Source organism: Microbacterium schleiferi (assembly GCF_015565955.1).
Lineage (GTDB): Bacteria > Actinomycetota > Actinomycetes > Actinomycetales > Microbacteriaceae > Microbacterium > Microbacterium schleiferi_A.
The window spans coordinates 2,312,744-2,326,659 of the sequence record NZ_CP064760.1 but is presented as its reverse complement, the minus strand read 5'-3'; the positions used below and the strand labels follow the sequence as shown (position 1 = coordinate 2,326,659).

7 protein-coding genes and 1 pseudogene are annotated in these 13,916 nt (G+C 70.1%); all 8 read right to left on the bottom strand.

Translation table 11 applies throughout. The features are described 5' to 3' along the window. Positions 1 to 3: 3 nt before the first annotated feature. Entirely contained in the window at positions 4 to 3,867 is a 3,864-nt protein-coding gene (gene hrpA / locus IT882_RS11215) for an ATP-dependent RNA helicase HrpA (protein ID WP_195691928.1), read from the bottom strand. Continuing rightward, a complete protein-coding gene (locus IT882_RS11210; protein ID WP_195691927.1) occupies positions 3,768 to 6,314 on the bottom strand; it encodes a transglutaminase-like domain-containing protein in 2,547 nt (848 codons plus the stop codon). The genes hrpA and IT882_RS11210 overlap by 100 nt, the downstream gene beginning before the upstream one ends. Beyond that, positions 6,311 to 6,889: a DUF58 domain-containing protein gene (locus IT882_RS11205; RefSeq protein ID WP_229382078.1), complete on the bottom strand. Its 579-nt coding sequence runs from the start codon at positions 6,887 to 6,889 to the stop codon at positions 6,311 to 6,313. Before IT882_RS11205 ends, IT882_RS11210 begins: the two co-directional genes overlap by 4 nt. Continuing rightward, a complete protein-coding gene (locus IT882_RS16565) occupies positions 6,811 to 7,653 on the bottom strand; it encodes a hypothetical protein (RefSeq protein WP_229382077.1) in 843 nt (280 codons plus the stop codon). The genes IT882_RS11205 and IT882_RS16565 overlap by 79 nt, the downstream gene beginning before the upstream one ends. Then, the gene (locus IT882_RS11200) at positions 7,650 to 8,615 is read right to left on the bottom strand and encodes an AAA family ATPase (RefSeq protein ID WP_195691925.1); all 966 of its coding nucleotides are present in this window, start codon (positions 8,613 to 8,615) and stop codon (positions 7,650 to 7,652) included. Before IT882_RS11200 ends, IT882_RS16565 begins: the two co-directional genes overlap by 4 nt. A 44-nt stretch (positions 8,616 to 8,659) precedes the next feature. After that, positions 8,660 to 11,422 carry a hypothetical protein gene (locus tag IT882_RS11195; RefSeq protein WP_195691924.1) on the bottom strand — a complete coding sequence of 921 codons (2,763 nt, stop codon included), beginning with the start codon at positions 11,420 to 11,422 and terminating at the stop codon, positions 8,660 to 8,662. Between the two features lie 5 nt (positions 11,423 to 11,427). Next, positions 11,428 to 11,916, bottom strand: a complete 489-nt coding sequence (locus tag IT882_RS17395; RefSeq protein WP_418887795.1) for an Ig-like domain-containing protein — start codon at positions 11,914 to 11,916, stop codon at positions 11,428 to 11,430. Between the two features lie 839 nt (positions 11,917 to 12,755). Beyond that, positions 12,756 to 13,862 (bottom strand): annotated as a pseudogene (locus IT882_RS17390) (Ig-like domain-containing protein); the annotation flags it as partial. Positions 13,863 to 13,916: the final 54 nt, after the last annotated feature.

Below are 13,916 nucleotides of genomic sequence, written 5' to 3'. Positions count from 1 at the left end.
GGCTCAGGCGCCGGAGAGGGCCTTCGTCAACCGTTGCAGCGATACCGGCTCGGCTGTGCCGAGGCTCTGCGCGAACAGGCTCACCCGGTACTCCTCGAGCAGCCAGCGACCGTGCACGAGGGTGGGGGGAGCATCCGCTGCCGGAGGAATCGTCCCGCCGGCGTCGCGGTAGATCGCGGCCGCGCGCTCATACTCGGTCAGGCGCTGGCGATCCCGACCCGGGTTCTCGGCCAAGGCGCCGGTTCGGGCGACAAGGGCAGCAAGATATCGCGGGTAGTGGGCGAGCCGGCTGATCCCGACAGCCGATACGAAGCCGGGATAGATCAGCCCCGACAGCTGCCCTCGAATGTCGGTAAGTGCCGCGAGAAGGGTCATGGCGTTGAGCTCCCGCAGCCCCTTCTCGACCTCGCGCGCGGCGGTGAGGATGCGCGCGCACAGCGAGACCGCCGAGAACAGGGCGTCGGTGACCTCGGCTGAGAACGCATCGCGCGCCGCCTCGAACTGGGCTCGCGTCCGGATCGGCTCGGAGAACCGGCCGATGACGGCGTCAGCCACCGCGACCCGGCAATCTTCCACGAGTGCGCGCGCCGACGGGTACGGGGATGCTGCCAGCGCGAGCTTCTCGGGGGCAGTGAGGTGGTCGAGCACATACGTGGCGGGGGAGGGCACCGCCAGCAGCAGCAGGCGACGAAGGCCGCCGACCGTGGCTCGCGCGGCATCCTCCGGGGTCGCATCGATCCGCAGCGCCACGCTCTCTCCCTCGTCAACGAGGGCGGGGTAGCCGCGCACGACACCGCCGGCCACGCGCGTATCGACGACGGAGGGAAGGTCGGAGATCGTCCAGTCGGTGAGCCCCGATACCTCGGTGACGGCCGCCGCGTCGGCATCCGGCCGCGGCGATCGCTGCGCAGGCGCCGGAGGTCGCTTCGGGGCGGAGAGTGAGGATGCCACGGCGCCGCGCGCGGCTCCGGCGAGCTCCTGCTGCAACCCGGCGAGATCGCGTCCGGATCCGAGCGTGCGTCCGCGCTGGTCGACGACCCGGAACGAGATCCCCAGGTGTGCGGGAACGCGCTCAAGGTCGAAGTCGCTCGCGGTGACGGGCTGATGAGCCACGCGCTGCACTCGCGCCGCGAGCGCCGCCCGAAGCGTCATCGGCGGGAGGCCGTTGTGATCCTCGGGACCCTCGCCCACCAGGTCCGCCGAGAATCGCGCCGCCCAGTCGGCGGCGGGTACGACGTGGCGACGGATGGGCTTGGGCAGCGCCCGGATGAGTGCGGCGATCAGATCGTCGCGCAGGCCCGGCACCTGCCAGTCGAATCCGGTGTCGCGAAGCCCCGCGAGCAGTGCCACCGGCACGACCGCGTTGACCCCATCGTCGGGCGCACCCGGCTCGAAGCGGTAGCTCAGCGAGAGCACCTGATCGCCCTGCGTCCACCGCGAGGGATACTCGTCGCTGCGGGCGTTCGCGGCACCCTCGGCAAGGTCGGACTCGCCCATGTCGAGCAGGCGCGGCGTGCGAGCGGACGCATCGCGCCACCATGACTCGAACGAGCGCACATCGAACACGTCCCGCGGGATCCGTGCGTCGTAGAACGCGAACACCGCCTCGTCGCCGGCGAGAATGTCGCGGCGGCGCTCCCGTTCCTCGAGCTTCTCCAGGCGGCGCCGTAGATCCGCGTTGCGCCGGTCGAACGCCGTGAGGCGCTTGTCGAGGTTCGCGGCATCCCATTCGCCGGCCACGAGCGCATGGCGAAGGAAGAGCTCCCGCGCGAGGGGCCGATCGAAACGAGCGAGCTGAACCCGCCGCTTTGGAATGATCTCCACCCCGAACAGGGTCACCTTCTCGTACGCGGATGCCGCACCGGCCGACCGCGACCAGTGCGGCTCTCCCAGCTGGCGGTGGGCGAGGTCGCCGGCCAGCTCCTCGGCCCACGCCGGATCGATCGCCGCGACAGTTCGGGCGAACAGCCGCGAGGTTTCCACGAGTTCAGCGGCCATCACGGCATCCGGACCCTTCTTGCGCAGGCCGGATCCGGGGAAGATCGCAAAGCGCGCTCCCCGGGCTCCTCGGTACTCCGCCACGGGGCGGCGCGCCTTGCCGGCGCCGGCTCCCCGGGCTCCCGAGGCTGCCGTGCGGTCATCCCGGATGCCGATCTGCGAGAGCAGTCCCGACAGGATGGCGCGGTGCACGGCATCCGGGTCGGCATCGACGCGGGACTTCGCGCGTGTCGCGCCCAGAAGGTCGGCGAGCTGACGGTGCACATCCACCCATTCGCGCACCCGGACGTAGTTCAGGAACTCGGCGCGGCACAGGCGCCGGAACGCGCTCGAGCCGAGCTCGGACTGCTTCTCCTGCAGGTAGTTCCACAGACCGAGGAGTGACAGGAAGTCGCTCGTGGGGTCGGTGAAGCGGGCGTGGAGGCGATCTGCCTGCTCACGCTGCTCTTCGGGGCGTTCGCGAACATCCTGGATCGACAGTCCCGCCACGATCGCCAGGACGCTGGGCAGCACGTCCCGTTGGCGCGCCTCGACGAGCATCCGCGCCAACCGGGGGTCGATCGGCAGGCGCGCGAGCTCGCGGCCGACCTTCGTCAGCCGACCTGCCGCGACCGCGCCGAGCTCGAGGAGGAGGTCCATCGCGGCCTTGACGCCGCGCGAGTCCGGGGGAGTGAGGAACGGGAAGGCAGCGACATCTCCCATCCCGAGAGCCATCATCTGCAGCAGGACGGCGGCCAGGTTGGTGCGCAGGACCTCGGGTTCGGTGAACTCGGGGCGCCCGGCGAAGTCGTCCTCGGCGTAGAGCCGGATCGCGATTCCCGGTGCCGTTCGCCCGGCGCGGCCCGAGCGCTGCTGCGCTGACGCTTGCGAGATCGCCTCGATCGGCAGGCGTTGAATCTTCGACCTCGCCGAGTAGCGCGAGATGCGTGCCGTCCCGGTGTCGATCACATACCGGATACCGGGAACGGTCAGGCTCGTCTCCGCGACATTCGTAGCGAGGATGACGCGCCGGCGCACTCCGGCGCGCATCGACGGTTCGAAGACCCGGTGCTGTTCGGCTGCGCTCAGGCGACCGTAGAGGGGGAGCACCTCGGTGGGCGCTGCATCGTTCGCGTACATGCCGCGGACGGCATCCATTGCGTCGCGGATCTCGGACTCGCCGGGCAGGAACACGAGAACATCGCCTCGCTCCTCGCGATCCAGCTCGCGCAGCGCGGCGACGAGGCCGTCGATGTCGTCTTCGGCGTTCTCATCGTGGGGTCGGTAGCGGACCTCGACGGGGTAGGTTCGCCCCGAGACCTCGACGACGGGAGCCGCCGCGTCCGGATCCTTGGGTCGCGGGGAGAAGTGCCGGGCAAAGCTCTCGGGATCGATCGTCGCCGAGGTCACGATGACCTTCAGGTCCGGGCGCTTCGGAAGGATGCGGCGCAGATACCCGAGCAGGAAGTCGATGTTCAGCGACCGCTCGTGCGCCTCGTCGATGATGATCGTGTCGTAGCGACGCAGCAGACGATCCCGGTGGATCTCGTTGAGCAGGATGCCGTCGGTCATCAGCGTGATCCGGGTGTCGTCGCTCACGGCATCCGTGAACCGCACCCGGTAGCCCACGGCCCCGCCCAGCGGCACCTGGAGTTCCTGCGCGATCCGCTCGGCGATCGAGCGCGCCGCGATGCGCCGCGGCTGGGTGTGGGCGATGCGGCCGCGGCCGAGCTCGAGACAGATCTTCGGGAGCTGCGTCGTCTTACCCGACCCCGTCGCACCCGCCACGATCACGACCTGGTTGTTCTCGATGGCGCGCGCGATCTCGTCCCGGGCGGCGCTGACGGGCAGCTCCGGCGGGTAGACGATGACGGGCTCTGGCGCGGGCATAGCCTTCGATCGTAACCGCTACGGGCGCCCCTCACGCGTGCTGCGGCCGCGCTGGCTGCGACCGCGCCGCAGGGAGCGCAGCGAGAGCGCCGCCCGCAGCTGATCGCGCCACGAACCGGCTCCGACGAGCCGCTCGCGCTCGCGGTCGACCAGACCCCAGAACGCGGTTGCCTCGTCATCGCGCGGCGCCTCGTCGGCGAAACTCGCGTGGTCGGCCAGGGACGCGAGCCGGCGAGCATCCGGAGTCGCGCCGGCCGCCTCGACGAACTCGGCGCGCGTGTGGGTCGCGGGCAGCGGTGCGCCGTGATCGATGGTCGCGTCCACCCACTCGTCCCAGCCCCCGAGATCCGGTCCGCGGGAACCGGGGCGTGCCGTCGACGACGGCGTCGCCAGGCCTTGGCGGCGACGATGAGCGCGAGCGGTCCGAGGAGGATACCCAGAATGAGCAGGATGCTGCCCACAATCCGCGCCGCCAGGATCAGGCCCGACAGGTCAGCCGCGGTCTCCTCGTCGTCGGAGCTGCGCGGGTCCGCGTCGGCCGGGTCGGCGTCGGGAGGCTGGACGACCTCGGCTCGTTCGCTCTCGACATCCGTCGCGTTCTCGGGATCCCGCCGCTCGTCGACGACGGCGTCCATCGGGATCTCGTGCTGCGGAGTGACATCGACCGGGATCCAGGTGCCCGAGACATCCTGCACCTCGACCCACGCGGTGATGTTGCGGCCGCGGCAGAAGCCGTCGTCGCACGGAGGGATGCCTTCGGCTGAGCCGTCCACGGCCTGCAGTCGGGCGCCGACAACGATCCGGGACGGGAATCCGAGCTGGTCGGCGATCAGGGCCGCAGCGACAGCGAACTGCTCGTCATCGCCTGCTGCGGCGACCAGCTCGGCGTCCGTCGCGTCGGGAAACTGGGTCTGGCGGTCCACGAGCGCCGTGAAGAGAGCATCGATGCGGTCGGTGGAGTGTCCGGCGCGGCTGGGCGCGAAGGTGTAGTCCCCGAGGTCCGCGACCCACGCGGCATCCGGGGCTGGCGTTTCGAGGGCGTGGCTGAGGTATCCGCGGTTCCGGAGCCGGTCGATGAGGTCGTCCAAGCCCGCGCCGGCGCCCCCGGCATCCTGGAGTCGGATCCACTGCGTGAGGCTGGCGGGAACGACGGCCTCGTCCACGGTCGGCGCCGAGCGGGGTGGCGTTGCCGCCGAGAGATCCATCGCCGGCGGGGTCGTCGCGAGGAGCGTGTACGCGGTTCCGGCGCCGTACACGGGGCTGATCTCGATACCCGACCCCGCGGGGGCGTCGTAGAAGAAGCCGTCGGCCAGCGCGGCTCGATCGGGACCGTCGAAGGCGATCGCTGACACCGCCCCCACGGTCGGAACCCAGATCCCGGCGTCCTCACCGATGACGACGTCGGCCCGCACCCCGTCACCGGCGCCCGGCAGACGCGCCGACGGAAGCCGCGTGTATGCCGTTGATGAATCACTCGTCCCCGCGCCGGGGTCGGTGACCCGGGCCATCTGCCCGTCGTAGACGCTCAGGGTCGCCAGCCGCACGCGGTCGACCCCCGCCGTCGTGATCTCGAAGAGCACCTCGTCGGCGAGGTCGTCGCCGAACATCGCACGATAGGTCGACAGGGGGCTCGTCTCCAGGGCGAGGCGGATGACCGGCTCGGTCGCCGTGCGCGGAACCGTGCGGGGATGAAGGGCCGTCAGCATCGGTGTGACGCTGACGGCGGCGATGACGGCGACAGCCAGCATGGCGGCGCCGATCCCCGCCCGGCCGATCGCCGCGCGGGGAGCAGAGCGCTGGCGAATGCCACCTGCCTCGCGCAGGGCCAGGCGCCGCACGGTCACCGAGCGCCACAGCATCCACAGCAGCGTCGTCAGGCACGCGGCGATGCCGATCAGGGCCTCCCGGAGGCCTGCGATCGGCAGCGCGGCCAGGATGCTGGGAGTCGCGGTCGTCGCGCCGAAGACGATCGCGAATACCGCCGGTGCAAGCGACACCGGCGCCGCGATACCCCACCACCGCGATCTGCTCGCGCCGACTGTCAGGGCGGTCCCTGGTGCGGCCACCAGGACGAGAAAGGCCGGGGCGAGCGTCGCCTGGTAGGTCCCCAACGGCAATTCCAGGGTCAGCAGGTTGTTGGGTCCTGTGACCGGCGCGCTGATCACGCCGATGAGGGCGGCGGGAAGCTGGCTCGGGTCGGTGAGGACGGCGGGTACGGCGAGGGGAACGCCGGCGACGACGAAGACAGCCGCGAACGCGATCGCCGTGCGCCACCACGCCCAGGCACGCACCAGCGACACCGTGCCGACACCGACCGAGAGGGCGATCGCTGCCGCCGCCATCACGACGAACCACGGGTCCTCGTAGATCGGCCACATGCCGATCGCGCCGATGACGGCGGCGACCACCATGAACGCTGCCGTACCCAGGATCATCACAGGCCTCACGATTGCGCTCCGCGCAGCAGGATCTGGCGCAGATCGTCGAGCACACCGATCGAGATCACGGTTGCGTCCCCCAGGCGCCGCAGACGCGGCTCGCCTTCGAGATCGCAGATCACCGCCGCGACCCCGACGTGAGAGGGGAATGCCAGCGCCGCTCGCTGCAACCCGGCCGCCGTCATCGTCGAGCCGCCCACGAGGAAGGCGAGGGAGACGTCGCTGTGGGCCTCGACAGCCAGCGCCGAGACCTCGGAGAGCGGGTTCACGGCGTCATGGCTCGTCACCCCTGCGAGGGCATCCATCAGGATGCGTTCGGTCATCGTGGGGAGTTCCCGGATCGAGCGCACGCGGGTTCGCGCGAACTCGGGGATCTCTTCACCGACGACGACCTGAACGTCCCGGCCGTCGCGTACGCCGCGGACCCCGAGGGACGCGGCGACGCTGACCGCGAGTTCGAATTCGTCTTCGTCGCGGTAGCTGTCACGATCCGTGTCGATCGCGATCACCATCCGTGATCGACGGGTCTGCTCGTACTGACGGACCATGAGCGTTCCGGTCTTGGCGGTCGATTTCCAGTGCACGTGCCGCTGCGCATCGCCGGGGACGTACTCGCGAATCGCGTGAAACGAAATGTCCGAGTCGACCAGCACGGGGAGGGGCGGCCGTCGAGGTCGCGGATGAAGCCCGCCGAGGTGGGCGGAATGGCGGTCGTGCGCGGGTGGATGTGGAGCGTTCGAATCTGCGCCCAGGTCGCCTCTCTGCGCAGCAGTCCCAGCGGATCGCCGCGCACCGAGCTGATCGGACCGATCGGGACCACGCCACGGCGGGGAGCGGGGATCTCGACAGCTTCGGTGTGAGCGGTTCCGCGCCGAAGCAGCGGGACCGGAATGTCGATGATTCCCGTCCCGACCGGAATGTCGATGGTTCCCGGCAGCGCCACCGGGGACGCATCCGTGCGCACCGTGATCTGCGCGTGGGCGCTGGACCCGGCCACGACCCGGTCGTGCGCGAGGTCGAAATCGACCTCGTACGGTCGCGCCCGGAGGAGGAACGGGAGGGCCAGAAGCAGCAGAACCCACGCGAGGATGCCCGCCGCGATCAGCTCGGCGATCCCGAAGCGGATGCCGACGCCGAACCCCACGGTCGCGACGGCGAGCGCGAGCCAGCCCCCGGGTCGCACGACCCCGCGCACCCAGCGCCACGCCGCGACGAATCGTGCGCTGACGCGGTGCCAGACCCCGACCCCGCGCATGGCGATGACCGTCGTGCCATGGGTCTGCGTCATCCGCGTTCGGCTGCTCGCCTGCGTCGCGGTCACCTCGCGGGTAAGGGGAGTGGGTGTCATGGCGCCTCGCGCTGGGTCGGCGGCGCGACATCCAGCAGGACCTGACCGATCACCGCCCGCGCGGTGACTCCGTCGAACTCGGCCTCCGGATCCAGCACGAGCCGGTGGGAGAGGACGGCCTCGGCGAGAGCCTTCACGTCGTCCGGCGTCACAAATCCGCGGCCGTGCGCGATAGCCCAGGTCTTGGCGGCGCGCGTGATGGCGATCGCGCCGCGCACACTGACGCCGAGTCGTACCTCCACCGCCGCACGGGTGGCCTCGACGACCCGGGCGATGTAGTCGAGGACGACCGGACTGACGTAGACATCGCGAGCCAGCGCCGACATCCCGCGGATGCCGTCCAGCGACACCACGGGCGAGAGCTCGACGCGCTCGGTGGCGGTGCCCTCGAGGATGCGCAGGGTCGCTGCGTGATCGGGATAGCCCAGCGTCGCCTTGATGAGGAAGCGATCGAGCTGCGCCTCGGGGAGCCGGTAGGTTCCTGCCTGCTCGATGGGGTTCTGGGTCGCGACCACGAGGAAGGGCTGACCGACCGGGCGGGTCACGCCGTCGATCGTGACGTGTCCCTCCTCCATCACCTCCAGCAGCGCGGACTGGGTCTTGGGACTGGCCCGGTTGATCTCGTCGGCCAGCACGATGTTGGCGAAGACGGGTCCGCGATGGAACTCGAACTCGCCGCGCTTCTGGTCGTAGACGGTGATGCCTGTCACATCGCCCGGCAGGAGGTCGGGGGTGAACTGGATGCGAGAACTCACACCGTCGACGCTCTGACCCAGTGCCCGAGCCAGCGAGGTCTTCCCCGTGCCCGGGTAGTCCTCCAGCAGCAGATGACCCTGCGCGATCATCGCCGTGAAGGCGAGCTCGATGACGTGACGCTTGCCGAGCACGACGTTCTCGACGTTCTCGACAAGAACGCGGAACGTGTCGTGGAACCGGGTCACCTGGTCGGCTGTGACGGTCATGGAGTCCTCTCGCAGGTCACGGTTGGCAGATCACGGTTTGCAAATCACGGTGTCGGGGCGGGGCACACCAGGCCCGTATGGGTATACGCGTCCAGACCGCTCAGGCGACCCGAGAACGACACCGTGATCTCCCACGCCGTCTCGGTCCCGCCCGCCGTCGGTGAGGCAGTTGTTGTCACGCTGTAGTCACCCGGTGCGGCATCCACCATCGTCGCGGATGGTTCGCCGTCGGCGTCGCAGGTGGTGGGAAAGACGACCTGTGTCGTGTATGCGGCGCCCGAGGGGGTGATCGTCGTCGCATCGTCAGAACACACGTCCCCGACGCACCACCAGGCCTCGATCGGTCCGGGATCATCGCCGATGCGGAAGAGGCTGGCGAAGTCGGTGGTGCGCGACGGACCGTAGCGCGCCTGGTAGCGAGGGTGATCCAGCACCGGTCCGCTCACCTGCGACCACGTCGCGGTCTGTCCCGACACCGTCGGCGCGGGGGCGATCGTGTAGGTGGTCGTGCCCGACGGCGCCGGGATGGGTTCGGTCGGCTGAGCCGTCACGGGGCCGGCAGCGGCAACCCCGAATGAGGTGGATCCGATCCGGTACTCCGCACACGCCCGGGCCGAGGTGTCTTCCCAGACGGTGCCCGCGATGACCTCGTCGACCTCGCCGCTGGTGACGTTCCCGACGAACTCGACGGTGCAGGTGGTGCCCGTGGCGATCCCCACCCACAGCTGCGTCCCGACCCCGTTTGCGGCAACGGTCGCCACCGCGCGGACCTCGCCGCTGCCGTCATCGCTCGGTTCCAAGCGAAGTTGCACGAGGGGCGCGCCGACCCCGTACGCGACGACGGATGCCGATGTCCCCTCGGTCGTGCCTGACGCGATGGGCGGATAGTCAAAACGGGAGAGCGGTGTCACCGTCAGCGTCGTTTGCCGGTTGGCTCCCACCGCGAACTCCGGGAAGACCACCTCGCCCCCTCCCGACGGGACGGAGAGCGTCTCCGAGGCCCCCGTGACAGGACTGCTCACGCGAACCGAGCCGGTCGTCGCATCGAAACCACCCACCGTGACCGCGGCGACGTTGCCGCTGCCGTCGGAGGTCGGAACGGGCTGCGCCGAGACCGCCGTCGGCGCGGTGGGCGCCAGATACGGCCAGGCGGTGACAGCACTGGTCGATGTTCGGGACTCTCCGACGCTGTTGACAGCCCAGGCTTGGTAGCGGATCTTCGTCCCCGCCTCCGCCGTGATCGGCGGGCACAGTCCGTCGGCCCCGCAGGTGATGTCCTGCCCGCCGCCGCTGACGCGGAAGGATTCGACGGCGGGGTAGGACCCGCCGGCTCCGGTGACACGGAGGGTCACGGTCGTCGCGTCGAATGCGGTCCATTCGATCGTCGGGGGATCAGCAGGAAGACCCCTGAGATCCAACACCACGGTTCCCGTGCGCTCGCCGCTCGAGAGCCGCCCCTGCGCGTCGGCGACCTCGAACGTGCCCGTGCAATCCGACGCACCCGGTGCATCCGCCGCCCACGTCGCTCTGACCGTCGACGCGGTTGCCACCGCGAACGTGACGTCCGAGCAGTTCGCGGGGCTCGTGACCGCAGCCAGTCGCAGCGGTGTGCCCGGCAGCGGGTTCACTTCGCCGGCGATACCGATCACCGGGATCTCGCACGAGGTGCTGCCTCCGGCCTGGGAGCATTGCTGTGTCACGGTACCGGCCTTGGGCAGCGTCGACGGTGCCGGTCCGACGACGAGCGTCAGCGTCGCCGCTTCGGCATCCGGATGGCTCACCAGGCGCACGAGCACGGCCTCGGTACGGCCAGGATTCGCGTTGTCGGCCCCCGTGACCTCCAGGCGCGAGCCGGTGAGTGAGACCTGGAACTGGTCGCCCGCGGCCTCGACGGCGTACTCGAGGGACCCCCAGTCGGGAGCTCCCGTCCACGTCGTCAGTTGCCGCAGGTCGTAGCTCTCCGTCTGCCCGGGACTGAGCGTGCGCGATGCGGCCGAGAGGATGGGCTGCGGTGCCTCTGCCTCGATCAGGAACCGGATCGTCAGAACTGTCCAGTCCTCACCGCCCACCAGGCGGGCCTGGATTGAACAGGTGTCGGACCACGGTGCTCCGGCGCCCGCTGTGTAGCGCAGGGTCGTTGCCGCCGTCAGCTCGCACGTCGCGCCCGCCCGAGCGCCGCCGGCCGAGGCGAGCGGAGAGATCTCGAGGTCCGTGCCCCGGGGAATCGCGATGATCTCGGCGAGGTCGACGTCGACGGCGTCGTTCTCTCCCACGGTGACGGCGCCGGTGCCGGTGCGAAGGGTCGGGCGCAGATCCGACTCTCCGGGCACCCGGAGGAATCCGTAGGAGGTGACGGGGGAGCCGTCCGTTGCCGTGCCGGTGACACTGAAGGGGATCACCATCGCGTCGGCCTGCGCAGTTCCAGCGATGCGGCGGCCCGAGACCGTCGCGTTCGGAGTGTCGCGCCACAGCGCGAGCTCCAGCGAATCGGGGTCTCCGCCTGCCCACGTGACCTTGCCGGTGAGCACGTCGATGCCCTCATCGAAACCGTCGATGGTCTCGGCGGTCAACACCGTGTCGCGCACCTCCGGATAGTCGGGGACCGGATTGCGGACGATCTTGAGAACGATGAGACCCATCGCGGTGTCGCCGGCGGGGTTGCTGACCGTATAGACGAACGAGAACGTGCCGAGCACATCACCCGCGCGCACCGTGACGGTCCCCGCCTCGAGGTCGACGTCCGCCAACAGGGCATCCAGATCGTCGTACTCGGTTGTTCCCGGCTGCGCGTTCGGTCGAACCTCCACGAGACTCAGCTCAGCCCCCGACGGGTCCACGTCATTGTCCAGGGGGTGATCGTGGTTTCGCGGCCCGGGGACTGCGCGCCCTCGAGCTGGACGTAGTCCGAGAAGGTCACCGGTCGCGGGTCGGACTGGGCATCGCGCACCCCGACGAGAGCGAGTGCGGTGGCCGTTGCCCCACGGCCGTCGCGGACCCGGTAGGTGAACGAGGCCTGCCCGCTCCAGGCCGGTGGGGCGGTATAGATGAGGTTCGTGCCGTCGGCCGAGACACTCGCGGTGCCGGCCGGGGCGCCGTCGCTTCCCACGGGTTGGTCGATGACCGCATCGAGCGAGACGCTGTCACCATCGGGATCGATTCCGAACGGGTCGAAACCGATGGTGGTCGACCGGCCGCTGAGCGCGCGCCCCTCGAGGGTGACCGGCGACGGGGCGGTGTTGGTGTCATCGCCGAGGACCGTGATGGTGACCCGCGCGCTGTCGGTGAGTTCCGGGTAGCCCACCCGATACGCGGTGTACGCGACGCTGTAGGTACCCGGGCTGTCGGGCGCGAGGTAGCGCAGGGTGCGGCTGGTCGCGAACGCGAGCCCCGCGTCAGTCTCGTTGACCACCCGCGACGGATCGATCGCCAGCAGCCCCCGGTCGGAGCTGAGTCATTCGCCAGCACCGGGATGTCGACCTGTCCCCCCACCCGCACCGTTGCGGTGTCGGCAACCGCGATCGGCGGGTCGGCAGCCGCTGCGGGCAGCAGGATCACCGTGAGCTGGCCGGTGATCGCCGCTGACGGGTCGTCGGTGCCATCGGAGATCGTGTAGCGGACGACGCCGATCTCGCCGGGTACGCCATCAGCTGTCGTCCCGCTGGCCCGGATCGTGGACTGGGCGACCGGGTCGACACTGAGCGAAGCGCCCTCGGCAGCCTGCGGGCGCACATCGCTGAGCAGCAGGACGAGGTTCGCGGGGTTGGAAACAGCACTCAGGACATCGACCGTGGTGTCCTCGTTCGGTCTCACGAACGCGACCAGGGGAGGCGCCGACAACTCGGCGTCCTCCCGCGCGAGGGCCGTCACCCGCACGGTCGCGGTCTGCTCGGTGTCACCGTCACGAACCGTGTATTGCAGCACCGTCGAACCCGGTGCCTGCGCCGTGTAGGCGAACGAGAGGGCGCTGGCGTTGACGGCGATGCCGGAATCGTCGTCGCCGGCGGTGACGGCCGACAGCGTCGGCGACCCGGATCCGCCGCGCACGCGGTCGTGGAGGTCGACCGTGACTGCCCGACCGACGATCGCTGTCACGGCGAACGAATCAGCCTCCAGCCTCGGGGCCGGCGCGACACTGACGGTGAGAGCTCGGCTGGTCTGGGCGCCCTTACTGTCGGAGACCGTGACGGTCAGGGATGCCGTCACCGCGACCTCGGCGTTCGCGTCCGGATGCTGGTACGTCAGGACTCCCGCGGGATCGACCGTGACCGTGCCGGGCCCGGCATCGACAGTCGCGTCCGCCACGTACAGCGCGTCCCCGTCCGGGTCGACGAACGCATCGAGGATCGGGAACCGGACCGTGCCGCCGGGCGCCGTCATCGGCTCGGGCCAGCCCGCCAGGCACCGCTCGGTACCGCACCACTGCGGAGCGGAGTTCTCGGTCTCGGGAACGACCGTCAGGGTCACTGTCGCGGGTTCGGAGGTCAGGCCGTCCACGGCGGTGCCGTCGGTCACGCGGTACTGGAAGCTTGTGCTTCCCGACGCGTCCTCGGGAACATCCACGGTCAGCACCTGGTCGGCATCCGTGGTCACCGGCGCTCCGAAGGCTGACGCCGACACGGATGCCGGGACCACGCTCAGCACGTCATCGTTCGGATCGTGGTCGTTCAGAAGCACCGGGAGGGTGATGGCTCGCCCTGCTCGGACGCCGAACGCGTCATTCTCGGCGACCGGTGGCTTCGGCTCAAGAACCTCGGGCGCAACGGCGTCATCGGACTCGGCGGCGGCAACCTGGTCGTCGATCTGCCACGACTGCGACGACGGGACGAGGTCGCCTGCGGGCACGGTCCAGACCCATCCGGACTGGGTCTCATTCAGAATGAGTCGGCGGCCGTTGCCGAAGAATTCGGGGAGAGGATCCGATCCCAGATCCGTGCCGGCGTAGTCCAGCGGGGTGTCGCCCGACGCTTCCGACCACAGTGTGCCGCCGGTGGGAGCGAGCCACGCCGCGAAAACCTCGTCGCCGAGCGTGTGCGGTGCAGCGGGTACCCCGCGCACCTCGAAGCCGCCCGTCACCTGGCGCTGGGCGCCGTCGGAGAGTGCGACGGCCACGAGCCCCTGCGAGTCGGCGATGAAGACCTCGTCGTCGTCGTCGCCGGATGCTGCCAGTCGCGCATCGGGGAGCAGCGATGTCTCGAGCGGCGCGGCACGGCCCTGAATCCACAGTCGCCCGCTATCGGCATCCAGCATCACCCAGGTCTGCCCCACCAGCGTCAGCGAAGCCCCATCGCCCGGGGGATCGGG

What these genes read in the sequence shown, in the direction of transcription:
- hrpA (WP_195691928.1), bottom strand. Translation starts at nt 3,867, where the DNA reads ATGCCCGCGCCAGAGCCCGTCATCGTCTACCCGCCGGAGCTGCCCGTC.
- IT882_RS16565 (WP_229382077.1), bottom strand. Translation starts at nt 7,653, where the DNA reads ATGACACCCACTCCCCTTACCCGCGAGGTGACCGCGACGCAGGCGAGC.
- IT882_RS11200 (WP_195691925.1), bottom strand. Translation starts at nt 8,615, where the DNA reads ATGACCGTCACAGCCGACCAGGTGACCCGGTTCCACGACACGTTCCGC.